Source organism: Nocardioides aequoreus (genome assembly GCF_000720335.1).
GTDB lineage: Bacteria > Actinomycetota > Actinomycetes > Propionibacteriales > Nocardioidaceae > Marmoricola > Marmoricola aequoreus.
This window is the reverse complement of sequence record NZ_JOJN01000004.1, coordinates 112,411-134,606: the sequence shown is the minus strand read 5'-3', so window position 1 is coordinate 134,606 and position 22,196 is coordinate 112,411. Positions and strand designations below refer to the sequence as shown.

Here is a 22,196-nt window from a genome sequence, read left to right as displayed (position 1 = left end):
GGCCTCACGTAGACCAAAGGGACAACACCATGACTAAGCACACCCGCACCGCCGAGACCATCACCGAGCTCGTCGACCTCGAGTTCGTCGACCAGCAGGGTGAGGCCACGGCCCTGCAGGCCGACCTCGTCTTCGACCCGGCCGACCCGTTCGCCGTGACGATGGTCTTCCGCAACTCCACGCAGGAGGTCCGCTGGACCTTCGGCCGCGAGCTGCTGGTCGAGGGCCTCTACGAGCCCACCGGCGACGGTGACGTGCACGTGTGGCCCTGCCTGAGCTCCAACGGCACCGCCGTCGTGATCGTCGAGCTGTGCTCCCCCGACGGCGAGCTGCTCGTGCAGGCGCAGTCGCGGGTGGTCAACAGCTTCGTCAACCGGATGCTGGCCGCCGTGCCCGACGGCCAGGAGGGCACCTTCGTCGACCTCGACACCGAGCTCGCCCGCTTCTTCGACGCCGCCTGAGAGCCGTACGACGGGGCCCGTGCCCCTCGCGCGGCCCCGGCACCACGACCCCCCGGCCTCCGCCAGGTCCGGGGGGTCGAGTGCGTCACGGGGTCCGTGACGTCGGCGTGGCGAGCTCCGCGGCCACCGAGTGCTGCACGTAGGTCATCGCGGCCTGCGCGGCAGGATCAGCGAAGCGCGCGGCGAGATCCGCCGCGTCGACGTCCTCGACCCGCTCGTGCATCCACCACAGGTGGCCCTGAGGGTCGCGGGCCCGCGCCACCCGCTCGCCGAAGGCGAGCTCCGTCGGCACGGTCACCGGCCGAGCGCCGGCGCCCAGCGCCCGGTCGAAGGCCTGCTGGGCGTCGGCGACGTAGACGCGCAGGTGCGAGGGCAGCGGGGGCCACTCGGGGTGGGCGTCGAAGAGCATGAGGACGGCGTCGCCGACCTCCACCTCGACGTGGCCGACCCGCCCCTGCGGGTCGAGCATGCGGGACCCGGGGGTCTCGACGGCGCCGAAGGCGGCGCCCAGGAACGCGATCTCCGCGTCCGTGTCCTGGCTGATGACCCAGGGATCCACCCGTGAGTACCGAGCCGGCACCCGCACCTCCGGTGATCCGTCCATGACGCCGTCCTCTCCTCGTCGCTGCGTGGAGGACCAGCGTGGCCGGGCTTCAGGTCAGGTCCCGTCCTCAAAGGTGGGCGTTCTGCCCCGGGCCAGCACGGCGGGTGGTTGACAGGCGGACGGACCTAGGGGTCGGGGTGCTCGGCCTCGCGCGCTGCCCACAGGGCCTGCAGCTCGCGGGTGACCGGCCCGGGGGCGGCGAGGCCGCGGTCGTCCCAGCGGCGTACGGGCTGCACGTCGCGGGTGGTGGAGAGCAGGAAGACCTCGTCGGCCCCCGCGGCCACCTCGATCGGCTCGTCGACCTCGACCACGTCGGCCCACTCGCAGAAGAGCTCCCGGGTGATGCCGGCGAGGCAGCCCGACGCCAGCGTCGGCGTGCGGACCTCGCCGTCGACGACGTACGCCACGTTGGAGCCCGTGCCCTCGCACAGGTGACCGGCCAGGTTGGCGAAGACCGCCTCCTGCGCCCCGTGGCGGTCGGCCTCGGCCAGCGCCACGACGTTCTCGGCGTACGACGTGGACTTGACGCCGGCGAGCGCCCCGCGCTCGTTGCGCGGCCACGGCACGACGCGCACGGCGACCGACTCCAGGGCTGGCGGCAGCTCGGCCGCCGCGACCACCAGGGTCGGCTCGCCCCCGCCACGACCCGACCCCATCGGCGCGGGTCCGGCGGTGAAGGTGATGCGCAGCCGGCCGCGCTCGAGCGGCTCGGCCGAGAGCACGGCCGCGACCCCGGCGCGGACGACGTCGAGGTCGGGGGCGGGCAGCCCGAGCGCGTGCGCCGAGCGCTCCAGGCGCCGCAGGTGGCGGGTCAGGGCGAAGGGCACCCCGTCGACGACCTTGCACGCCTCGAAGACGCCGTCGCCGACCGTGAAGCCGTGGTCGGCCACGGCGACGGCCGGCGCCGCAGGGTCCTCCAGCACTGTCCCGTTAACCCACACCTGCACGCCGCCGACCCTAGCGATCGGCGACCGCGGATCGCCGCAGCGACAGGGTCTTAGGGCGCCGATCCACGGTCCCCTCCCCCGAATTTGTGCTCCCGCACGGGTGGGCTATGGTTACGTCCGCACCTGAGGGATCGCCTAGATCCAGACGGTTGCAAGCGGACGTAGCTCAGTTGGTAGAGCGCAACCTTGCCAAGGTTGAGGTCGCGAGTTCGAGCCTCGTCGTCCGCTCGAGGAAGCCCCGTCTGCCGGGACTCCACGGTGGGTTGGCCGAGAGGCGAGGCAACGGACTGCAAATCCGTGTACACGGGTTCGAATCCCGTACCCACCTCCAACTCAACACCCCGGGCGATTGGCGCAGTGGTAGCGCGCTTCCTTGACACGGAAGAGGTCACTGGTTCAAACCCAGTATCGCCCACCAGAGTCACTGCAGGTCAGAGGCCCTCTCGGGGGCCTCTTTCCATGCCCGCACCCGACTGGCGCGACGCGCTGCTGGCGTGCCCCGTGGGCCTAGCGTCGCTGTCGTCGCACGGCACGCACGACCAGCAGCGCCGCGAGCACGAGCAGGACCACGACGACGACGCCGAGGGCGATCTCGCCGAGGGTGGGGCTCAGGGTGCTCTGCTCGTCCACGGGCCGACGATCTCACGGCGGCAGTCCGGCCGCCCCGAGTCTGGTCCGGGTCGGTGGCGCCGGGAGGCGGGCGGCGGGCGATGAGTCGCGTGCCGGCGACAGGTCAGTCCCGGCACACCATCCCTCGCCGCCGGAAGGCCGGAGCATGTCGTACCAGGCGTACCTCGACGCGATCGAGGCCAAGACCGGCAGGACCCCGCAGCAGCTGCTCGACGAGGCGGCCGCGCGGGGCTTCAGCGGCCAGAGCAAGGCCGGCGAGGTCGTGGCGTGGCTCAAGGACGAGCACGGGCTCGGGCGCGGTCACGCCATGGCGCTGTACGGCGTGCTGAAGAACGGGCCGGTCGCACCCGCCAAGCACGTCGGCTCGAGCGGCACCCATCGCGATGCGTCGGCCGAGCTGAGGCTGGACGGCGTCGCGCGGCGCGGCGACTGAGCGGCGTACGCCCTGGAGGTGGCAGCCGTCCTCCGCGGTGCGCCCCTCCCCTCCACGGCGGGTGCGCACCGCGGTCCCCCCGGAGGACGGTGCACCAGGACCATCGGCCGGCCCGAGCGGAACATTTGGGTTCTTCGCGTCGTTGTTGGCCTTTGCGTCGATTGCCCACCGACGGAAAGGTCCCTGATGTCTGCCGCCGTGCCCGGCTGGTACCGCGATCCCTGCGCCAGCGGAGGCCACCGCTACTGGGACGGCGACGCCTGGGACGCCCTCACGGGCGAGCAGCGGTACGGCGAGAAGGACTGAGGTACGCCGCCGCGTCAGCGCCGCGACCGCATCGCGGCCACGAGCTCGGGGCGGGAGCCGATGCCGAGCTTGGTGTAGACGTGCCGCAGGTGGTACTCGACGGTCTTGGGGCTCAGGAAGAGCGTCGTGGCGGCCTGCCGGGTGGTGCGGCCGCCGGCGAGGAGCAGCGCCACCTGGAGCTCCCGGCTGGTGAGCTCGGTGACGGGCCCGGTGTCGCGCCGGGTGATGGTGACGCCGGTCGCGTCGAGCTCCGCGATCGCGACGTCGGCCCAGGCACGCGCCCCAAGACGCTCGAAGTCGTCGAGGGCGCGCTGCAGGTGGGGGCGGGCGTCGGCGCGGCGCCGCTGCCGGAGCAGCCGCTGGCCGCGGAGCAGCGTCGTGCGCGCGGTCTCGAAGCGGTCGGGGGTGAGGGCGTGCTGCGCGAGCGCGGCGGCCGAGGCCGCGTCGGCCCCGTCGTCCCCGTCGTCGGGCGCCAGCAGCGCCCGCACCCGGGCGGCGCGGGCGAGGGACCAGGGCAGGCCCTTGCGCTCCGCCCGGACGAGGTAGTCGGCCACCGTCGGGTCCGAGAGGTCCGGTGCGTCACCGAGACGCGCCCTGCCCTCGACCCACTCGGGCACGGGTGAGAGGTCCGGGTCGCGCACGGCCAGCCGGTCCAGGTCGCGCAGCAGCGCCGCGAAGCCGGCGACGGACTCCTCGACCCGGCCGACCGCGAGGTCCAGCTCGGCCAGCCCGTACGCCGTCCACACCGACGCCAGGTGCACGTCGTTGCGCTCGGCGAGCGCCCGGGCCTCCTCGGCCAGCGCACGACACGCCTCCTCGCGTCCCTGGCGCGCGTGCAGCCAGCAGAGGCCCGCGAGGTTGAGGGCCAGCTCGGTGCTCTGCCCGCACTCCCGGGCCAGTCCGATCGCCTCGCCGTACGCCGCCTCCGCCCGCTGCCAGCGCTCCCCGGCCGCGTCGTCGCGCGCCAGGTGGAAGAGCAGGTGGGGCAGCTCCGCCAGGGCGCTGGCGCGGCGGCGCTCGGCCAGCGCCGCCTCGATGCCCTCCCCGGCGCCCACCTCGCGCAGGTAGAGCGGACCGAGGGCCTCCCACGCCGAGCGGGCACGACGCTCGTCGCGGGGGTGCCGGGCGAGGGAGTCGACGCCGAAACGCAGCTGCTCGGCGCCCGACTCCCCCTCCAGCGTCCGCGCCATGCCCACGGCGATCGAGGCGATCGCGGCCGGCACCGCCGGGACCCCGGCGCTCGTGGCCAGCAGGCGCTCGACCTGGTCGGCCACCGCGGCACCACCGGGTGCGTCGAGCAGGTGGAAGCACACGTCGATCGCCTCGGCGTACAGCAGCAGCGCCTCGCCGGGCTCGTCGGCCGCCACCTGGTCGGCGGCGTCGAGCAGCACCGAGCGCGCCTCGCTGAGCCGGCCGCCGCGGGCGGCGGCGAGTCCGGTCACGGCACGGGCTCGTGCGCGCAGGACGGGCTCGTCGAGGTGGAGCAGGGCCTCGTCGAGCACCGTGGCGGCGCGCGCGTCGTCGCCCGAGAGCCAGGCCGACTCCCCCGCGGCGAGCAGCCGGCGGCCCGTCCCTGCCGAGCCCGCCGAGAGCCGGGCGGCCCGCTCGTGCGCGGACGCCGCCACCGCGTGGGCCCCGCGCGCCGCGGCACGCTCGCCCACCGCCTCCAGCTCGGCGGCGACGCGCTCATCGGGTCCGAGTGTGGCTGCGCTGCGGTGCCAGGCGCGGCGGTCGAGGTCGCCGGGGGGCAGGCTCCCGGCCACCAGCGCGTGCCAGCGCCGACGATCAGCGGCGGGCGTGGCGGCGTACACGGCCGACCGCACCAGCGGGTGCACGAAGGTCAGCCGGTCGGGCCCGATGACGACCAGCCCCGCCGCCTCGGCCGCCTCCAGCGCGGCCGCCGGGATCCCCGCGGCCGCGCAGGCCCGCGCCACGAGGCCGAGGTCGTCCCCCGCCACCGCCGCGACCCGGAGCGCCTCGAGCACCGGCGGCGCCAACCGGGCGAGCTCGACCCCGAAGGCCTCGGTGGCCACCGAGGCCAGGTCGGCGGCGGGGGGCTCCGGGATCGCCGTCCCGGTGGGCTGTGGGAGGCGCCGCGCGAGCACCCGCAACGCCAGCGGGTTGCCCTGCGCCTGGGCGAGCACCTGCTCCGCCTGCTCCCCCGTCAGCCCGGGGGCCGAGGTGTCGAGGAGCGCCCGCGCCGCCTGGTGGTCGAGTCGCTCGAGCTCCAGGACGGGCAGCCCCGCCCAGACCGCGCCGTCCGCCGGTCGCAGCGCCGCGAGGACGAGCACAGGGTCGGCGACGAGCCGCCGGCAGACGAAGGCCAGCGCCTGCGCCGACGGCGGGTCGAGCTGGTGCGCGTCGTCGACCAGGACCGCCACCGGGTGCTGCTCGCTGGCCGTGGTCACCAGGGTCAGCACGGCGGCCGCCACCGCGAAGCGGTCGGTCGCGACGCCCTCGCGCAAGGCGAGCGCTGCGCCCAGCGCGTGCGCCTGCGGCGCGGGGAGCGCGTCGATCCGCCCCAGCAGCGGCTGCAGCAGCGTCGCGAGCCCCGCGAAGGGCAAGTCGCGCTCGGACTCGGTGCCCCGCGCCCGGAGCAGCTGCAGGCCCTCGGCGCGGGCGGCGGCGTCCTCCAGCAGCACGCTCTTGCCGATGCCCGCCTCACCCCGCACGACGAGCACACCGCTCTGGCCGAGCCGGGCCCCGGCGAGCAGGGCGCCGATCTCGCGTCGGGCCTGATCCCGGCCGACCAGCATGCTCCGGAGTCTAGGGACCAGGCGGCCTCCTCGGGACCCACTGAAGGACCCATCCGGGGACCACGACCAGGGGGGCCACCGGATGCGCTCCGGAGGACTCCGACGCGAGTCTCGGAGCACCGGCGGCAGCACGTGTCGCCGCACCGAGGAGGACACCGACCATGACCGACCAGACCACCGAGACCCGCCCGTCCACGCACCCGAGCACGCCGCCGACCGGCGAGATCGACGGCGAGGCACTGATGCGCTTCGTCTTACGCGCCGTCGACGAGGTCGGGGCCGCGCTCGGCTGCGCCCTCGTCGTGATGGGCGACCGGCTCGGCTACTACCGCGCCCTCGCGGACCGCGGGCCGCTCACCGCAGCCGAGGTCGCGAGCGTGAGCGACACCGGCGAGCTCTACGCCACCGAGTGGCTCAACGCCCAGGCCGCGGGGGGCGTCGTGCACTACGACCCGAGCACGGGTCGCTACACGCTGCCGGCCGAGCACGCCGTCGCCCTGACCGACGAGACCTCCCCGGCCTACCTGCCCGGCTTCTTCCAGATCGCCTTCGGCACCATCGTCGACGCCCCCAGGATCTTCGACCTCGCCCGCGACGGCGACGGCCTGGGCTGGGGCGAGCACAACCACGACGTGCACGACGGCTGCGAGCGCTTCTTCCGGCCCGGGTACGCCGCCCACCTCACCGCGGAGTGGCTGCCCGCGCTGACCGGCGTCGTCGACAAGCTGCAGCGCGGCGCGAGGGTCCACGACCTGGGCTGCGGGCACGGCGCCTCGACGGTGCTGATGGCGCAGGCCTACCCACGATCGACCTTCGTCGGGTCCGACGCGCACGCCCCGTCGGTCGAGGTCGCCGCCGAGCGCGCACGCGAGGCCGGCGTCTCCGACCGGGTCGGCTACCAGGTCGCCGGCGCCACGGCGCTCGAGGGGAGCGGCTACGACCTGGTGACGACCTTCGACGCGTTGCACGACATGGGCGACCCGGTGGGGTGCGCCCGACGCGTCCTCGGCCTGCTCGACGACGACGGGACCTGGATGATCGTCGAGCCCGCCGCCGGTGACCGGGTCGAGGACAACCTCAACCCCGTCGGTCGCGCCTACTACGGCTTCTCCACGCTGCTGTGCACGCCCTCGGCACTCTCGCAGGACGTCGGCCTGGCGATCGGCACCCAGGCGGGACCGGCCCGCGTGCGCGACATCGTGACGGCCGCCGGCTTCACACAGTTCCGCATCGCGGCGCAGACTCCCTTCAACAACGTGCTGGAGGTCCGCAAGTGACCCGGACCCCCTGCGCGGGGTCGGAGGAGCAGCACGCATGACCGCGACGACCAGGTACGGCGACGCCGACGGCGACGCGAGCCGCGCCGTGCTCCCGACCCGCACGGATACCGCCGTGCGCGACGGCGTCCGCCTGGCCTGGGCGTCGTACGGCGAGGGCGGGTCGGGACCGACCGTGCTGCTCATGCCCACCTGGTCGGTCGTCCCGTCGCGGGTGTGGAAGGCGCAGGTGCCCTACCTCGCCCGCCACGCGCGGGTCGTCACCTTCGACGGGCGGGGAAGCGGGGAGTCCGACCGTCCGCGGGGCGCGGCGGCGTACACCGACGGGGAGTACGCCGCCGACGCCCTCGCGGTGATGGACGCAGCGGGGGTCGACCGTGCCGTCCTCGTCGGGCTCTCCTGCGGCGCCACCTGGGCGGTGCACGTCGCGGCCCGTCACCCCGACCGCGTCGCCGGCCTCGTCGCCATCGCCCCGTCCTGCGGACTGGCCTCGGTGAGCTCGCCGAGCCGGGAGCAGTACGCGTGGGACGAGCGGCACCCGCACGCCGACGGCTGGGCGAAGTACAACCGGCACTACTGGCTGGAGGGCGGCTACGAGGACTTCCTGCACTACTTCTTCTCCCAGATGTACACCGAGCCTCACTCGACCAAGCAGGTCGAGGACGCCGTGGCCTGGGGCCGCGACGTCGGTCCCGAGACGCTCGTCGACTCCACCGCCGGCCGGCTCGGCCACGACGGCGCGGTGTGCGTCGCCCTCGAGCCGCTCTGCGCCGAGGTGACCTGCCCCGTCCTGGTGCTGCACGGCAGTGACGACCAGGTCCGCAGCCCGCAGGTGGGCCGCCGCCTGGCCGAGCTGACGGGGGGTGAGCTGACGCTCGCCGAGGGCAGCGGGCACGGGCTCCCCGGGCGCGAGCCGGTGTGGGTCAACCACGAGATCCGCCGCTTCCTGGAGCGCTGCGCGCCGGTCGTCGCCCGGGCCGCGCCTCCGGCCCGGCGTCGCACCAGGGCCGCCGGCCGACCTCGCCGCGTGCTGTACCTCTCCTCGCCCATCGGGCTCGGCCACGCCCGTCGTGACCTCGCCGTGGCCACCGCGCTCCGGGCGCTGCGGCCCGACGTGCAGGTGAGCTGGCTGGCGCAGGACCCCGTCACGCGCGTCCTCGAGCACCACGGCGAGCAGGTGCATCCCGCCTCGGCCCACCTGGCCGGGGAGAGCCGCCACGTCGAGGCCGAGTGCGGCGAGCACGACCTGCACGCCTTTCGGGCGATCCGCCGCATGGACGAGATCCTGGTCAGCAACTTCATGGTCCTCGACGAGCTGCTCGAGCGCGAGCAGTTCGACCTCGTCGTCGGCGACGAGGCCTGGGAGGTCGACCACTTCCTGCACGAGAACCCCGAGCTCAAGCGGTCGGCGTACGCCTGGCTCACCGACTTCGTCGGGTGGCTGCCGATGCCCGACGGCGGTGAGGCGGAGGCCCTGCTGACCGCCGACCTCAATGCCGAGATGCTCGAGCACCGGGCGCGCTACCCGCGGCTGCGCGACCGCTCCGTCTTCGACGGCGATCCGGACGACGTCGTGCCCGACGCCTTCGGTCCCGGCCTCCCCGGCATCCGGGAGTGGACCGAGCGGGAGTTCGACTTCGCCGGCTACGTCACCGGCTTCGACCCCGCCGAGTTGGGCGACCCCGGGGAGCTGCGACAGGCCTTGGGCTACCGCGACGACGAGGTCGTGTGCGTGGTCAGCGTCGGTGGGTCCGGGGTGGGCACCCCGCTGCTCCGACGCGTGCTGGACGCCGTGCCGCAGGCCCGGCGGCTGGTGCCGGGCCTGCGCTTCGAGGTGGTCGCAGGACCTCGCATCGACCCGGCGTCGCTGCCGGAGACCGTCGGCGCCCGCGTGCACGGCTACGTGCCCGACCTCACCCGCCGCCTCGCCGCCTGCGACGTGGCCGTGGTGCAGGGAGGGCTCACCACCTGCATGGAGCTCACGGCCCTCCGTAGACCCTTCGTCTACGTGCCGCTGCAGCACCACTTCGAGCAGAGCTTCCACGTGCGCCACCGGCTCGACCGCTACGGCGCGGGCACCTGCCTCGACTACGAGCGCGCCCGGGACCCCGACGTCCTCGCCGCCGCCATCGCCACCGAGCTCGGCCGCGACGTCAGCGCCGTGGGACGCGTCGCGACCGACGGCGCCGCACGGGCCGCTGCGATGCTGGTCGACCTGCTCTGAGGGCCGCGCCGCGACCTCAGGGTGCCCCGGGTCCGCCGGCGCCGCACTCGCACGGCAACACCGGACCGGACCCCGCGGCCAGGTGGTCGACCACGACCTCGCAGCCACACTCCGAACACAGGGCGGTGATCTCGCTCGTACCGGGCATGCCTCTGCCCATACCCCGAAGCCGACGCCCGACACGGTCACCGGGCCAGGTCACCCCCGGGTCGGGCGTCGAGCCGCGCGAGACGTGACCGTGGCCGCATTCCGAGACGCGGCCGGCGAGCCCAGTCTCGGTGCCGGGTGTGGCGAGGCCCGACCGGGGCACGTGAGAGGTGTGGCTGCAAACCTCGCCGGCCACACGACGGCCCTCGACGGGCACATCCCCCTGTGACGCCCGCCGGGGGTCGTCGGCGGCAGATCTTCCTCGATGACGGAGATCCGCCCACGGCAATCGGCTCGAACGCATTGCGGGCACGCCCGCCGCTGGGCACCCTGCTCGCGGGGGCCCGCGGTGTCGCGGGCGGGGAGGCGCGTGGTGGACCAGAGAGAGCCGGGTTGGTACCGGGATCCACACGACGTCAGGGTGCACCGTCACTGGGACGGCGAGCGCTGGACGGCGGTCATTCCCCCCGTCGCGGCGCTGCCCGGCGACCGCGGCGAGGATGCTGCCCCGAGCCGAGTGGGTACTGCCAGCGGCATGACCACCACACCTGCCGAGCCCGTCCAGGACCCCGCCTACGAGCCGATCATCCGGCCGGGCGAGGACCCCGGCAACACACCTGACACGGAGCCCGGTACCGAGCCCAGTCCCGAGCCACAGCCCGAGCCGCAGCCCGCGTGAGGGAGGATCCCCCCGTGAGCAACGAGCAGACCCCGCCCCCCGCCGACTCCCCGCAGGAGCAGGCACCCCCCTCCGGCGCCAAGCGGACGGCGGGCGACCCCCTGCGCGGGTCGCGCACCAGCGGCATCTGGGTCGCGGTCCTGGCCCTGGTCGTCGTGGTGATCCTGCTGGCCGTCTTCATCCTGCAGAACACCCAGACCGCCGAGGTCCGCTTCCTCGGGTGGACCGGCACGGCGCCCGTCTCCGCGACGCTGCTGATCGCTGCCGCGGGCGGCGCGCTCCTCGTGGCGGCCGCAGGGGCGCTGCGCATCCTGCAGCTGCGCCGTCGTGTGAAGCGCGAGCGCAAGCGGGCCTGACCGGGCCCGCTCGAGGGCCCACCGGACCCTCAGGTCAGGTCGGGCCCGAAGGGCGGCTGCATCCGCTGGTGCAGGTCGATCACGGGCGCTGACGGACGCAGGTCGTCGACGACGACCGGCTGGACCCGCTCCGGGCCACGCAGCGTGCGCACGCTCACGCGAGCCCCGGCGCCCTCCGGACGGATCACGGCCTCGAGCACCTCGGCGCGGTGGCCGTGCTCGCGCACCTCCCACACCAAGCGGTCGCCGCGCTCGGAGACGTGCATCAGCCGCCACCCTGCGTCCTCGATGGCGTGCGTGAGCACGACGCAGACGATGCCTGGAGACTCGTCGAACAGCTCGTCGTCCATCTGGACAGACACGGGAGCTCCGATCGTGGGGTGCTCCCCCTTCGTGCCCCTAGTGGGCCCCGCTCATGCCCCTGGTCAGGATCGCGGACCGTCCTCGGGCGCGTCGCGTCGTGCCTCGTCCGGCGGCTCGGTGTCGGCGGGACCGTCGACCGGGGCGTCGTGGGTGGGCTCCGCGTCAGCGCGGTGGGCCCTGGAGGCACCCCGGGAGTGGGCGTGGGCGCGGACCTCGTCGTCGGCCACCCCGTCGACGTACGCCGGCGACGCCCCGGGTGTCGTCCGGGTCTCGACCACCTCGTCGAGGTAGCGCAGCACGACGGCGGCCACGGCCAGCACCGGCACCGCAAGGAAGGCGCCGGTGATGCCGAACTGGGTGGAGCCGAGCGTGACACCGAGCAGCACGACCGCCGGGTGCAGCGACATCGACTTCGACTGCAGCCACGGCGAGAGCACGTTGCCCTCCAGCTGCTGCACCGCGATGACGACGCCGAGGATGATCAGCGCTCCGGTGAGCCCGTTGGCGACCAGCGCGACCAGCACGGCGAGGCCGCCGGCCACGAAGGCACCGACGATCGGGACGAAGCCGGCGAAGAAGGTCAGCACGGCGAGCGGGATGGCCAGCGGCACCCCCACCACGAGCAGCCCGATGCCGATGAAGACCGCGTCGATGAAGCTGACCAGCGCCTGGGTGCGGATGAAGCCGCCGAGCGTGCGCCACGCCCGGGAGCCGACCTCGATGAGGTGGTCACCGGCGCGCGGGCCGGCCACCCTTCCCACCAGCGGCAGGAACTTGCGACCGTCCTTGAGCAGCAGGAAGGTCAGGATGAGGCTCAGGACGAGGGTGACCAGCGCGTTGGTGACGGCGGTGACGCCCACGATCACGCCGCCCGCGATCTGGGAGGCCGAGCCGGTCACGTAGTCCTGCAGCCCCTGCAGGGCGCTGTCGATCTGGTCGGCGGTGATGAAGTCGGTCGTCTGCACCCACTCCTGCAGCTGCTGCAGGCCCTGGTTGACGTCACGGGCGATCTCGCCAGACTGACCGGCGATCTGCGGCGTGATCGCGAAGCCCGCACCCACCACGACGAGGATGGCCCCGACGAGCGTCAGCCCGGACGCCGCCCCGCTTGGCAGTCCGACGCGCTCGCGCAGCAGCCGGCTGATCGGGGCCAGCACGGTCGCGAAGAGGATGGCCAGGAGCACCGGGAAGAGCGCGAACCAGGTGTACTTCACGACGTAGCCGAGCAGCAGCACGCCGAGCGCGATGCAGACCCAGCGCAGGCTCCAGCGCGAGAGCCAGGAGATGCCCTCGCCGATGGTGTGGGCCCGGCTGGCCGGTGGGACGACCACCGGTCCGGGTGCGGCGGGGTCGGGCACCGCGCGGGTGGGGTCGTTGGCCATGGTCACAGCCTGTCACCCCACAGCCCCCGCGCACGACCTGGCCGCTCCACCGGGTCGGGCGACAGGCTCACTCGGGGAGTGGCCGCTCGGGGAGGTCGCCCAGGCCGGCGAAGGCGGGCAGGTAGGCCGCGACGTCGCCGCGCTCGACGTAGGAGACGAGCTGCTCCCGGGTGCGGCGCGAGGTGAGCGCGCGGCCCAGGTCGTAGCCCGGCGCCCGGAGCAGGGTGGGCGCCTGCGCGACCGACCCGTCGGAGCACCACGACCAGTCCGGCGCCACCAGGGCGACCGGCGGGAGCTCCGCGACCGCCGTGGCGAGGCGGCCCGCCATGCGGTCGCGCACCAGCGCGAAGCCGGCGCTCTCGCGAGCACCGGGCACGCCGAGCGCACCCCGCAGGTCCTGCTCGTGGATCACGACGTCGTTGAGCGGCCTGGAGCCGTGGGCCTGCATCCAGCGCTCCAGGTCGGGCGCCAGCAGGTCCCACTCGGCGAGCAGCGCGTCGGCGTCGTGGTCGCGGCGCTGGTCGACCTGCGCCTGCGTCCAGCTCGCGTCGTGGTCGTCGGGCTCGTTGCCGGCGAGTACGTCGGCGCCCAGGCCCACCATGTGGCGCAGCAGGTCGAGCACGGTCCAGCCGGGGCAGGCCGGCACGCGTCGCGCGAGCGCCGTCGCGTCGGCCTCGCGCACCAGCACGGAGACCCGGGCTCGGGCGCGAGCCCACTCGTGGACGGGGTCGCCCTCGCCCGCGGTCACGCCGCGCTCACGAGTCGGCGCGCTCGCTCTCGCGCGCGACCTGCTGCTCGCGCTGCTTGAGCCGGCGCTTGTGCTGCGAGAAGTCCTTGCCGCGCAGCTTCACGAAGCTGTAGACCAGCAGCCCGAGCGCCACAAAGCCGGAGGCGATCAGCGTGCCGGCGGTCCACCAGCCCCCGGGGAGCCACAGCGACTCCGGGAGCGGCCACCAGCCGGGCGAGGGCGGCTGCGTGCCCCAGTAGGTGCCGAAGCCCACGAGCCAGACCACGCCGAGCAACGAGACGAAGATGCGGGGCCAGGTCTTGACGCTGTCGGCCGCGCCCTCCAGGGCCCACAGCTTGACCCGGTCGAGACGCCGGTCGGCCCACTCGTACTGCGTGGCGAGCACGAACATCGAGGCCAGGATGATCATCGCCCCGGGCCCCGGCAGCGGGATGGCGGCGATGCCCACGACGAGCAGCACCCAGCCCAGTACCTTCAGCCCGATCTGCTTGGCCGCCTTCACAGGAACACCATACGAGGCCACCCCGACAACCGCGCGTCCGATCCGGCCCAACCGCGCGGGAAGAGGAGGTGAACGGCGCTCACTCATCGTCCGCGAGCGGCTCGTTGTGGGTGCCGGGACGCGGGGCCCAGGGCAGCTCGCGCGAGGGTCGCACCACGATGAGCTGGTCACCCCGGGCCAGCAGCGAGATCGTGGGATCGAAGTAGCGGTAGACCTTCTCGTCGCGCACCACCGCGATCACCTGGTCCGGCAGCGACTGCGGCGCCTTGCCGACCTCGTTGACCATCAGGTCGCGCTGGGCGACCTCGAGGCCCTCGCCGTAGGTCAGCAGGTCCTCCATCACCGCCCCCAGGTTGGGCGAGTACGACGCCAGGCCCAGCAGCCGGCCGACCGCCTCGGAGGAGGTGATCACCGAGTCGGCGCCGCTCTGCCGCACCAGCGGCACGTTGTCCTGCTCCCGGACCGCGGCGACGATGTAGGCGTCGGGGTTGAGCTGGCGCACCGTCAGCGTGGCCAGCACCGTGGTGTCGTCGCGGTTGGCCGTGATGATCACCTGCCTGGCCAGGTCGACCCGGGCGCGTCGCAGGACCTCGCGGCGGGTCGCGTCGCCGGTGACCACGGCGAGCCCGTCGGCGTGCGCCTCCTCCTGGCCCGTGCCGCTCTGGTCGACGATGGTGATCGACTCGCGCGGCGTGCCGTTGTTGACCAGGGTGTCGACGGCGCTGCGGCCCTTGGTGCCGTAGCCGATCACGACGACGTGCTCCTGCATGTTCTTCCTCCAACGGGCGGCGCGGAACATCTCCCGGCCCTGGGTCGCGAGCACCTCCAGGGTGGTGCCGATCAGCAGCACGAGGAAGCCGATGCGCAGCGGGGTGATGACGAAGGCGTTGACCAGCCTGGCGGTCGGCGTGTACGGCGCGATGTCGCCGTAGCCGGTCGTGCTGAGCGTGACGGTGGTGTAGTAGATCGCGTCGAGCAGCGTGACCTCGTTGTCGGGGTCGCTGTTGTCGACGTAGCCGTCGCGGTCGACCCAGACGATCAGCACGGTGACGGCGAGGATGCCGATCGCCAGCAGCAGCCGCCTGCCCAGCTCCCACCACGGTGAACGCGTGGTCGCAGGGAGTCGGAGCAACCCGAAGGCGCGGGGCTGGTCGGCCACGTGCCGAAGCATCGCACGAGCGCGCGACGCAGCCCGGTCAGGCCCGCCGGAGAGGCAGCACGCGCGCCAGCCGCGGCGTCTCGCGGCGGCGTACGCGGTCGACGGTGACGGGGCCGTCGGGCCACCAGCACAGGTCGACCCAGTCGCCGGGCTGCGGCGCGGAGGCGGGGTCGGCCGCGAGCCGTGCCAGCGCGGCGCCGCCGAGGGTCGCGCTCAGGCGGCCCCGGTCGGTCAGCACCTCGACGAGCCCGTCACCGGCACCCAGCACGCAGCCGGCGCCGTGGCGTGCCCTGGCCGCGGCCGTCACCGCAGCGCCGTACCCGGGGTGGTCATGGCGCGAGCGTACGCCGGGCCCACACCCGGTGCAGGTGGATATCAGCCCTCGCGCGCCGGTGCCGTGCGCCCGGGCGCGGGGTTGACGGCGGGGTCGGGCGTGAGCGTGGCCGGCTCCTCGGCCGCCTCCGCCGCGGCGGCGTCCACCGCGGGCTGCCGGGTGTCGGTGCGCCACGGCAGCACGGTGCCGAGCGTGGCACTGAGCGAGAGCCGTCGCTCCCGCTCCTGCCGGGCGGTGGTCAGCTCCACCTGCGGCCAGACCTGGTCGATCGCGGCGTTGAGCGCGGCACCGATGAGCACGGTGATGGAGAGCAGGTAGAGCCAGAGCAGCACCGCGATCGGGGCCGCCAGCGGACCGTAGATCGAGGTCGACTGCGCGGCGGTCTCGACGAGCACCAAGCGCAGCAGCGCCGAGCCGAAGACCCAGCACAGCATCGTGAAGACCGCACCGGGCAGGTTGTAGCGCCAGCGGGTCCGGACCGGGACCGACACGTGGTAGAGCAGCGCCAGGAAGCAGGTGCCGAGCACCAGCACGATCGGCCAGTAGAGCGCGTCCAGCGCCGCCAGCTCCCGCGGGAGCCAGCGCGAGATCAGCGTCGGGCCCGCCACGATGAGCGGGATCGCGACCACCCCGGTGACCATGCCCACGACGTACAGCAGGAAGGACAGCGCCCTGGTCGGCACGATCCCCCGCTGACCGCCCAGGCCGTACATGATCGTGATGGTGTCGACGAAGACGTTGAGCGCGCGCGACCCCGACCACAGGGCGAGCACGAAGCCGATCGAGATCACGTCGTAGCGACCGCCGGCCAGCACCTCGTCGAGGGTCGGCCGGATGATGCTGTCGACCGCGGGCGCGGTGAGCGCCTGGCTGGCCAGGTTGATCACGGTCTCGCGGACCTCGTCGATCTGGGTCTCGCTGAACTGGGCGAAGACGTAGCCGATCGACCCCGCCAGCGCGAAGATCAGCGGCGGCAGCGAGAGCACCGCGAAGAAGGCGGCCTCCGCGGCCAGCCCCGTGACGCGGTTGTGCATGCAGGTCTGGATCGTGTTGACGACCAGCCGCCAGAGGGAGGCGCGGACCGTCGCCCAGGAGAGACCCCGCACCTGACGGCGCGGGCTGCTCTCCACCGCCCTCTCCCCGCCCATGGCCACTACGTTAGGCCCATGAGCGACGCGACCCGTGTAGCCCCGAACCAGGCGCCGCCCCTCGTCGGTCACGACGTGGTCGGGGGCGACGCGGCGATGGTCGAGGGCCTGCTGCGCCACAGCTCGCAGGAGGTGGTCGACTCGCTCGCCGGGCTCGGCCGCCTGGCCGGCTCCGCCGAGGCGCGCGAGCACGGCAGGCTCGCCAACCGGCACCACCCCGAGCTGGTCACCTACGACCGCTACGGCAACCGGGTCGACGAGGTCGCCTTCCACCCCTCCTGGCACTGGCTGATGGAGCGGGCCGTCGGCTTCGGCCTCCAGGCCGCGCCGTGGGAGAGCGAGGCGGCGTACCCGCACCTGCGGCGGGCGGCCGGCTTCATGGCCTGGTCGCACACCGAGCCCGGCCACGGCTGCCCCGTCTCGATGACGTACGCCGCGGTGCCCGCCCTGCGCGCCGACGACGCGCTGGCCAAGGAGTGGGTGCCGCGCCTCGCCGCGACGGCGTACGACCCGGAGCTGCGGCCCGCGGCGGAGAAGTCCGGGGTCCTGGCGGGCATGGGCATGACCGAGAAGCAGGGTGGCTCCGACGTCCGCGCCAACCAGACCGTGGCGACGCCGACGGCGGTCGACGGCGACTACGAGCTGCACGGGCACAAGTGGTTCACCTCCGCGCCGATGAACGACGTCTTCCTGGTGCTGGCCCAGGCGCCCGACGGGCTCACCTGCTTCCTGGTGCCCCGGGTGCTGCCGTCGGGCGAGCGCAACCGGCTCGACGTCGTACGCCTCAAGGACAAGCTGGGCAACCGCTCCAACGCCTCCTCCGAGCTGGAGCTCCGCGGCACCTGGGCGCAGCGGCTCGGCGACGAGGGGCGCGGTGTGCGCACGATCATCGAGATGGTCGCGGCGACGCGGCTCGACTGCGTGCTGGGCTCGGCCTCCCTGATGCGGCGGGCGCTCGACGAGGCGGCCTGGCACGTGGCCCACCGCGCGGCCTTCGGCGGCGTCCTCGCCGACAAGCCGCTGATGCGCAACGTGGTCGCCGACCTCGCCGTGGAGTCGGAGGCCGCGACGACCCTGGCGCTGCGGCTGGCGGCCGCGGTCGACCGGCGTACGGACCCCCACGAGGCGGCGCTGCGCCGCATCGCGCTGCCGCTCGCGAAGTTCTGGGTCTGCAAGCGGACGCCGATGATGGTCGCCGAGGCGCTGGAGTGCGTGGGCGGCAACGGCTACGTCGAGGACTCCGGCCTGCCGCTGCTCTTCCGCGAGTCGCCGCTGAACTCGATCTGGGAGGGCTCCGGCAACGTCAACGCCCTCGACGTGATCCGGGCGCTCACCCGCGAGCCGGAGGTGCTCGAGGCCTGGCTCACCGAGGTCGGCCAGGCCCGCGGCGAGGACCCGCGCCTCGACCGCGCCATCGAGGGCGTCCTGGGGATGCTCGCCGACACCGCCACGCTGGAGCAGTCGGCCCGTCGCCTCGCCGGCCAGATGGCGGCGGTGCTGCAGGGCTCGCTGCTCGTCCGCTTCGCCCCCGCCGCCGTCGCCGACGCCTTCTGCGCCACCCGCCTCGGCGGCGACTACAACGGCACCCTCGGCACCCTGCCCCCCGGCACCGACCTCCCCCTCCTCCTCACCCGCGCCACCCCCACCCTCCCCTGACCCCCGCCGGTCGAGCCTGTCGAGACCCCTGCCTGTCGAGCGGTCGGCTGCGCAGGGCTCGCATACGCGCGGGCACAAGTTCGCCGCCTGCCCTGACTTGTCATGACAGATCGGGCGCCGTCCATGACTTGTGTCCGCGCGTATGCGATCCATCGCGATCTGATCTCGACAGGCGGGCCTGTGGGCCTGTGGATTCCGGAGGCAGCCAGGCGCCGGATGGACCACAGTGCCGCGATGACCCCGGCAGTCAGGCTCGTGTGGCAGCAGGGCGGCTTCGCCACCCGCGCACAGGTCGTCGCAGTCACCGGCCGGGCGGAGTTCGACGGCGCCGTACGCCGCGGCGAGCTGCACTGGATCTCCCACGGTCGCTACGGGCTCCCCACACTGGGCCGCGACGTGGTCGTGGCGCACGGCGTCCGGGGAGTCCTCAGCCACCAGAGCGCAGCGATGTGGCACGGCTGGGCGGTGAAGGCCCCGGGCTCGATCACCCACGTCACCGTGCCCCGGCGACGACGGGTCGCTGCCTCACCGCACCTCGCGCCTCACTTCACCGACCTGGAGCCCAGTGAGGTGGTGAGTGGCATCTGCACCTCGGTGTCACGGACGCTGCTCGACTGCCTGCGCACGCTCCCGCCCGATGAGGCCCTGGCCATCGCCGACTCGGCCTTGCGCGACGGCGTACCGAAGGCCGTGCTCGACGACGTCGCCGCGGCCGTACGTGGCCCCGGTCGACCAGCGGTGCTCCGGGCCGCCGAGCACGCGGACGGTCGCGCGGCCAACCCCTTCGAGTCGTGCCTGCGCTCGATCGCCCTCGAGGTCCGCGGGCTCGACGTACGGCCCCAGGTGGAGGTGCGCGGTCCACGACAGACCGTGCGTCCCGATCTCGTCGACGTACGCCGCAGGGTCATCCTCGAGGCCGACTCCTTCGGCTGGCACGGCGACCGGGCCGCGCTGCGGCGCGACGCCCGGCGCTACAACCTCCTCGTCGTCGACGGGTGGCTGGTGCTGCGCTTCGCCTGGGAGGACGTGATGTTCGACCGCGACTACGTGCGCGACGTGCTTCAACGGGTCGCAGACGCGCGGGCACGAGTGCCGCGGAGAACGGGATGAACCGCCAGCAGCCGGGCACGTTTCAGGACTTGTGCCCGCGCGTCTGCGAGCCACGGCACCGCACAGGTCAGTCGGCCAGGGCGGCGGAGACGACGTCGCGGGCCTCGGCCTGGACCTCGGCGAGGTGGTCGGGGCCGCGGAAGGACTCGGCGTAGATCTTGTAGACGTCCTCGGTGCCGCTGGGGCGGGCGGCGAACCAGGCTGACTCGGTGGTCACCTTCAGCCCGCCGATGGCCGCGCCGTTGCCCGGGGCCTCGGTGAGCTTGGCGGTGATCGGCTCCCCCGCCAGCGAGGAGGCGGCGACGTCGTCGGGCGAGAGAGCGGCGAGCTTGGCCTTCTGGGCCCGGTCGGCGGGCGCGTCGACCCGGGCGTACGCCGGGGCGCCGTGCTCGGCGACGAGGTCGGCGTAGTGCTCGCTCGGCGAGCGGCCGGTGGTGGCCAGGATCTCGGAGGCGAGCAGGCACAGCAGGATGCCGTCCTTGTCGGTGGTCCACGTCGACCCGTCGCGCCGCAGGAACGACGCACCGGCCGACTCCTCGCCGCCGAAGCCGAAGGAGCCGTCGATCAGGCCGGGCACGAACCACTTGAAGCCGACCGGCACCTCCACCAGGGGCGCCCCCACGGCCGTCGCGACCCGGTCGATCATCGAGGAGCTCACCAGCGTCTTGCCGACCCTCGCCCCGGAGGGCCAGTCGGGCCGACCGCCGCCGAAGAGGTAGCCGATAGCCACGGCCAGGAAGTGGTTGGGGTTCATCAAGCCGGCGTCGGGGGTGACGATGCCGTGCCGGTCGGCGTCGGCGTCGTTGCCCGTGGCGATGTCGTAGTCGTCCTTGCGCCCGATCAGCGAGGCCATGGCCGAGGGCGACGAGCAGTCCATCCGGATCTTCTCGTCCCAGTCGAGCGTCATGAAGCGCCACGTCGGGTCGACCAGCGGGTTGACCACCTCGAGCGCCAGGCCGTGCCGCTCGGCGATCTCGCCCCAGTAGTGGACCGACGCGCCGCCCAGCGGGTCGGCGCCGATCCGTACGCCGGCCTCCCGCACCGCCTCGAGGTCGACCACCGACGGCAGGTCGTCGACGTAGCAGCCGAGGAAGTCGTAGCGCTGCACCGAGCCCCTGGCCCGGGCGTACGGCGTGCGCCGCACGCCGCGCAGGCCCTCGCGGACCAGCTCGTTGGCGCGGGCGGCGATCACCTTCGTGGCGTCGGAGTCCGCGGGGCCGCCGTGGGGCGGGTTGTACTTGAAGCCGCCGTCGGCCGGCGGGTTGTGCGACGGCGTGACCACGATGCCGTCGGCCAGGCCAGCGCCGGAGGTGCGACCGCCGTTGGCGGTGATGATGGCGTGCGAGACCGCGGGCGTGGGCGTGTAGCCGTCGCGGTCGTCGACCATGACGGTCACGTCGTTGGCGACCAGGACCTCGATGGCGGTGGTCCACGCCGGCGTGCTCAGCGCGTGGGTGTCGGCGCCGAGGAAGAGCGGGCCGTCGTACCCCTGCTCCCGGCGGTACTCGACGATCGCCTGCGTCGTGGCCGCGATGTGCACGTCGTTGAAGGACGTGCGCAGCGACGACCCGCGGTGGCCGCTGGTGCCGAAGACGACCTGCTGCTCGGGGTCGTCGGGGTCGGGGTCGCCGGCGTAGTACGCCGTGACGAGCCGCGGCACGTCGACGAGGTCCTCCGGTCGCGCCGGGGTGCCGGCACGGGTGGCGGGCTCGGCCATCAGCCGACCTCCTGGTCCTTGGCCAGCACGGTGAGGCCGTCCTGCACCACGAAGCCGCGGGCGAGGTCGGCCTCCTGGTCGACCCCCACCTGGGCCCCGGGCGGGACGACGACGTTCTTGTCGAGGATGGCGTTCTTGACCACCGCCCCCTCCCCCACGCGGACGCCGTTGAGCAGCACCGAGCCCTCGACCCGGGCACCCGAGCCGACGCGCACCGACGGCGAGAGCACCGACTCGCGCACCGAGCCACCGGTGACGACGACGCCCGGGGAGAGGATCGAGTTGTAGGTGCTGACGGGGGCCATGCCCTCGCCCTCGACGAGCTTGGCGGGGGGCTGCGGGCCGTACGTCGTGTAGATCGGCCACTGCTGGTTGTAGAGGTTGAAGACGGGCAGGTGGGCGACGAGGTCCATGTGGGCGGCGTAGTAGGAGCCCATCGTGCCGACGTCGCGCCAGTAGCCGCGGTCGCGGTCGTTGGACCCGGGCACCTCGTTGTCCTTGTAGTCGTAGACGCCGGCCTCGCCCCGCTCCACGAAGGCGGGGACGATGTCGCCGCCCATGTCGTGCTTGGTGTCGGCGTCGGCGTCACGCGTGACGGCCTCGCGGAGCGCGTCGGCGTCGAAGACGTAGTTGCCCATCGAGGCCAGCACCTCCTCGGGACTGTCGGACATCCCGACCGGGTCGGTCGGCTTCTCCAGGAAGGCGCGGATGCGGCCGCTGTCGGCCGGGTCGACGTCGATCACGCCGAACTGATCGGCGATCGAGCGCGGCTGGCGGATCGCCGCGACCGTCGCGGCCGCACCGGACTCGACGTGCGCGGCCACCATCTGGCTGAAGTCCATCCGGTAGACGTGGTCGGCCCCGACGACCACGACGATGTCGGGCCGCTCGTCGTTGAGCAGGTTGAGCGACTGGTAGATGGCGTCGGCGCTGCCCAGGTACCACCGCTTGCCGACGCGTTGCTGCGCCGGCACCGGCGTCACGTAGTTGCCCAGCAGCGTCGACATCCGCCACGTCGTGGTGATGTGACGGTCGAGGCTGTGCGACTTGTACTGCGTCAGCACCACGACCTGCAGGAAGCCGGAGTTGACCACGTTGGAGAGCGCGAAGTCGACGAGGCGGTAGATCCCGCCGAAGGGGACGGCAGGCTTGGCGCGGTCGGCCGTGAGCGGCATCAGCCGCTTGCCCTCGCCTCCGGCGAGCACGATCGCGAGCACCTTGAGGCGGCCGAGCCGCTGGGGCATGACGCTCATGGCA

General features: G+C 73.7%; 22 protein-coding genes, 3 tRNA genes and 1 pseudogene. 13 read left to right on the top strand and 13 right to left on the bottom strand.

The window, feature by feature from the left end:
• The first annotated feature begins 29 nt into the window (after positions 1-29).
• Positions 30-461, top strand: coding sequence for an SsgA family sporulation/cell division regulator (locus tag IG63_RS0109540; RefSeq protein WP_051706488.1), 432 nt, complete (start codon positions 30-32; stop codon positions 459-461).
• Positions 462-546: 85 nt separating this feature from the next.
• Here IG63_RS0109540 and IG63_RS0109535 read toward each other — a convergent pair whose 3' ends face one another.
• Positions 547-1,065: a VOC family protein gene (locus IG63_RS0109535; RefSeq protein ID WP_036194990.1), complete on the bottom strand. Its 519-nt coding sequence runs from the start codon at positions 1,063-1,065 to the stop codon at positions 547-549.
• Between the two features lie 125 nt (positions 1,066-1,190).
• Positions 1,191-2,012, bottom strand: coding sequence for an aminotransferase class IV (locus IG63_RS0109530; RefSeq protein ID WP_030484141.1), 822 nt, complete (start codon positions 2,010-2,012; stop codon positions 1,191-1,193).
• Positions 2,013-2,167: 155 nt separating this feature from the next.
• On the opposite strand from IG63_RS0109530, the gene IG63_RS0109525 reads away from it, so the two are divergent.
• From IG63_RS0109525 to IG63_RS0109515, 3 genes are all read left to right on the top strand, one after another.
• Positions 2,168-2,240: transfer RNA gene (locus IG63_RS0109525), tRNA-Gly, on the top strand.
• A 29-nt stretch (positions 2,241-2,269) separates the two neighbouring features.
• Positions 2,270-2,343: transfer RNA gene (locus IG63_RS0109520), tRNA-Cys, on the top strand.
• 12 nt (positions 2,344-2,355) lie between these two features.
• Positions 2,356-2,430: transfer RNA gene (locus IG63_RS0109515), tRNA-Val, on the top strand.
• A gap of 89 nt (positions 2,431-2,519) precedes the next feature.
• Here the strand turns inward: IG63_RS0109515 and IG63_RS23820 are convergent.
• Entirely contained in the window at positions 2,520-2,642 is a 123-nt protein-coding gene (locus IG63_RS23820) for a hypothetical protein (protein WP_281174281.1), read from the bottom strand.
• Between the two features lie 145 nt (positions 2,643-2,787).
• Between IG63_RS23820 and IG63_RS0109505 the strand changes: the two genes are divergently transcribed.
• Positions 2,788-3,075, top strand: a complete 288-nt coding sequence (locus tag IG63_RS0109505; RefSeq protein WP_030484140.1) for a DUF4287 domain-containing protein — start codon at positions 2,788-2,790, stop codon at positions 3,073-3,075.
• 186 nt (positions 3,076-3,261) lie between these two features.
• Positions 3,262-3,381: a DUF2510 domain-containing protein gene (locus IG63_RS22105; protein ID WP_084596909.1), complete on the top strand. Its 120-nt coding sequence runs from the start codon at positions 3,262-3,264 to the stop codon at positions 3,379-3,381.
• 14 nt (positions 3,382-3,395) lie between these two features.
• On the opposite strand, the gene IG63_RS0109495 is transcribed toward IG63_RS22105, so the two are convergent.
• Positions 3,396-6,137, bottom strand: coding sequence for a helix-turn-helix transcriptional regulator (locus IG63_RS0109495; protein ID WP_030484139.1), 2,742 nt, complete (start codon positions 6,135-6,137; stop codon positions 3,396-3,398).
• Positions 6,138-6,298: 161 nt separating this feature from the next.
• Between IG63_RS0109495 and IG63_RS0109490 the strand changes: the two genes are divergently transcribed.
• The 5 genes and pseudogenes from IG63_RS0109490 to IG63_RS0109475 all read left to right on the top strand — a co-directional run bounded on the left by IG63_RS0109490 (position 6,299) and on the right by IG63_RS0109475 (position 10,820).
• Positions 6,299-7,414: a class I SAM-dependent methyltransferase gene (locus IG63_RS0109490; RefSeq protein WP_084596907.1), complete on the top strand. Its 1,116-nt coding sequence runs from the start codon at positions 6,299-6,301 to the stop codon at positions 7,412-7,414.
• Between the two features lie 37 nt (positions 7,415-7,451).
• Complete coding sequence (locus IG63_RS0109485; RefSeq protein ID WP_084596905.1) at positions 7,452-9,638, top strand: alpha/beta fold hydrolase; 2,187 nt, start codon at positions 7,452-7,454, stop codon at positions 9,636-9,638.
• Positions 9,639-10,050: 412 nt separating this feature from the next.
• Positions 10,051-10,248 (top strand): annotated as a pseudogene (locus IG63_RS23970) (DUF2510 domain-containing protein); the annotation flags it as partial.
• Between the two features lie 72 nt (positions 10,249-10,320).
• Entirely contained in the window at positions 10,321-10,464 is a 144-nt protein-coding gene (locus IG63_RS23540) for a hypothetical protein (protein WP_245604377.1), read from the top strand.
• A gap of 14 nt (positions 10,465-10,478) precedes the next feature.
• Complete coding sequence (locus tag IG63_RS0109475; RefSeq protein WP_211249274.1) at positions 10,479-10,820, top strand: lipopolysaccharide assembly protein LapA domain-containing protein; 342 nt, start codon at positions 10,479-10,481, stop codon at positions 10,818-10,820.
• 29 nt (positions 10,821-10,849) lie between these two features.
• Here IG63_RS0109475 and IG63_RS0109470 read toward each other — a convergent pair whose 3' ends face one another.
• The 7 genes from IG63_RS0109470 to IG63_RS0109440 all read right to left on the bottom strand — a co-directional run bounded on the left by IG63_RS0109470 (position 10,850) and on the right by IG63_RS0109440 (position 16,456).
• Positions 10,850-11,170: a hypothetical protein gene (locus IG63_RS0109470; protein WP_030484134.1), complete on the bottom strand. Its 321-nt coding sequence runs from the start codon at positions 11,168-11,170 to the stop codon at positions 10,850-10,852.
• A 75-nt stretch (positions 11,171-11,245) separates the two neighbouring features.
• Entirely contained in the window at positions 11,246-12,565 is a 1,320-nt protein-coding gene (locus IG63_RS0109465; protein WP_084596970.1) for an AI-2E family transporter, read from the bottom strand.
• A 67-nt stretch (positions 12,566-12,632) separates the two neighbouring features.
• Complete coding sequence (locus tag IG63_RS0109460) at positions 12,633-13,313, bottom strand: maleylpyruvate isomerase N-terminal domain-containing protein (protein WP_030484132.1); 681 nt, start codon at positions 13,311-13,313, stop codon at positions 12,633-12,635.
• A gap of 7 nt (positions 13,314-13,320) precedes the next feature.
• Positions 13,321-13,815: a PGPGW domain-containing protein gene (locus IG63_RS0109455; RefSeq protein ID WP_030484131.1), complete on the bottom strand. Its 495-nt coding sequence runs from the start codon at positions 13,813-13,815 to the stop codon at positions 13,321-13,323.
• 79 nt (positions 13,816-13,894) lie between these two features.
• On the bottom strand, positions 13,895-14,974 hold the full coding sequence (locus IG63_RS0109450; RefSeq protein ID WP_036194988.1) for a potassium channel family protein: 1,080 nt from the start codon (positions 14,972-14,974) through the stop codon (positions 13,895-13,897).
• Positions 14,975-15,011: 37 nt separating this feature from the next.
• On the bottom strand, positions 15,012-15,281 hold the full coding sequence (locus IG63_RS0109445) for a hypothetical protein (RefSeq protein WP_030484129.1): 270 nt from the start codon (positions 15,279-15,281) through the stop codon (positions 15,012-15,014).
• 68 nt (positions 15,282-15,349) lie between these two features.
• Positions 15,350-16,456, bottom strand: a complete 1,107-nt coding sequence (locus tag IG63_RS0109440; protein WP_245604376.1) for a YihY/virulence factor BrkB family protein — start codon at positions 16,454-16,456, stop codon at positions 15,350-15,352.
• Positions 16,457-16,474: 18 nt separating this feature from the next.
• Here IG63_RS0109440 and IG63_RS0109435 point away from each other — a divergent pair, with 18 nt between their 5' ends.
• The gene (locus tag IG63_RS0109435; protein WP_030484127.1) at positions 16,475-18,112 is read left to right on the top strand and encodes an acyl-CoA dehydrogenase family protein; all 1,638 of its coding nucleotides are present in this window, start codon (positions 16,475-16,477) and stop codon (positions 18,110-18,112) included.
• Positions 18,113-18,346: 234 nt separating this feature from the next.
• Entirely contained in the window at positions 18,347-19,222 is an 876-nt protein-coding gene (locus tag IG63_RS0109430; RefSeq protein ID WP_030484126.1) for a DUF559 domain-containing protein, read from the top strand.
• 67 nt (positions 19,223-19,289) lie between these two features.
• On the opposite strand, the gene pgm is transcribed toward IG63_RS0109430, so the two are convergent.
• Both pgm and glgC read right to left on the bottom strand, forming a co-directional pair.
• Positions 19,290-20,939, bottom strand: a complete 1,650-nt coding sequence (gene pgm / locus IG63_RS0109425) for a phosphoglucomutase (alpha-D-glucose-1,6-bisphosphate-dependent) (protein WP_030484125.1) — start codon at positions 20,937-20,939, stop codon at positions 19,290-19,292.
• A complete protein-coding gene (glgC, locus tag IG63_RS0109420) occupies positions 20,939-22,183 on the bottom strand; it encodes a glucose-1-phosphate adenylyltransferase (protein WP_030484124.1) in 1,245 nt (414 codons plus the stop codon). The genes pgm and glgC overlap by 1 nt, the downstream gene beginning before the upstream one ends.
• Positions 22,184-22,196 lie beyond the last annotated feature (13 nt).

What these genes read in the sequence shown, in the direction of transcription:
- IG63_RS0109540 (WP_051706488.1), top strand. Translation starts at nt 30, where the DNA reads ATGACTAAGCACACCCGCACCGCCGAGACCATCACCGAGCTCGTCGAC.
- IG63_RS0109535 (WP_036194990.1), bottom strand. Translation starts at nt 1,065, where the DNA reads ATGGACGGATCACCGGAGGTGCGGGTGCCGGCTCGGTACTCACGGGTG.
- IG63_RS0109505 (WP_030484140.1), top strand. Translation starts at nt 2,788, where the DNA reads ATGTCGTACCAGGCGTACCTCGACGCGATCGAGGCCAAGACCGGCAGG.
- IG63_RS22105 (WP_084596909.1), top strand. Translation starts at nt 3,262, where the DNA reads ATGTCTGCCGCCGTGCCCGGCTGGTACCGCGATCCCTGCGCCAGCGGA.
- IG63_RS0109495 (WP_030484139.1), bottom strand. Translation starts at nt 6,137, where the DNA reads ATGCTGGTCGGCCGGGATCAGGCCCGACGCGAGATCGGCGCCCTGCTC.
- IG63_RS0109490 (WP_084596907.1), top strand. Translation starts at nt 6,299, where the DNA reads ATGACCGACCAGACCACCGAGACCCGCCCGTCCACGCACCCGAGCACG.
- IG63_RS0109485 (WP_084596905.1), top strand. Translation starts at nt 7,452, where the DNA reads ATGACCGCGACGACCAGGTACGGCGACGCCGACGGCGACGCGAGCCGC.
- IG63_RS23540 (WP_245604377.1), top strand. Translation starts at nt 10,321, where the DNA reads ATGACCACCACACCTGCCGAGCCCGTCCAGGACCCCGCCTACGAGCCG.
- IG63_RS0109470 (WP_030484134.1), bottom strand. Translation starts at nt 11,170, where the DNA reads ATGGACGACGAGCTGTTCGACGAGTCTCCAGGCATCGTCTGCGTCGTG.
- IG63_RS0109465 (WP_084596970.1), bottom strand. Translation starts at nt 12,565, where the DNA reads ATGGCCAACGACCCCACCCGCGCGGTGCCCGACCCCGCCGCACCCGGA.
- IG63_RS0109440 (WP_245604376.1), bottom strand. Translation starts at nt 16,456, where the DNA reads ATGGGCGGGGAGAGGGCGGTGGAGAGCAGCCCGCGCCGTCAGGTGCGG.
- IG63_RS0109435 (WP_030484127.1), top strand. Translation starts at nt 16,475, where the DNA reads ATGAGCGACGCGACCCGTGTAGCCCCGAACCAGGCGCCGCCCCTCGTC.
- IG63_RS0109430 (WP_030484126.1), top strand. Translation starts at nt 18,347, where the DNA reads ATGACCCCGGCAGTCAGGCTCGTGTGGCAGCAGGGCGGCTTCGCCACC.
- pgm (WP_030484125.1), bottom strand. Translation starts at nt 20,939, where the DNA reads ATGGCCGAGCCCGCCACCCGTGCCGGCACCCCGGCGCGACCGGAGGAC.
- glgC (WP_030484124.1), bottom strand. Translation starts at nt 22,183, where the DNA reads ATGCCCCAGCGGCTCGGCCGCCTCAAGGTGCTCGCGATCGTGCTCGCC.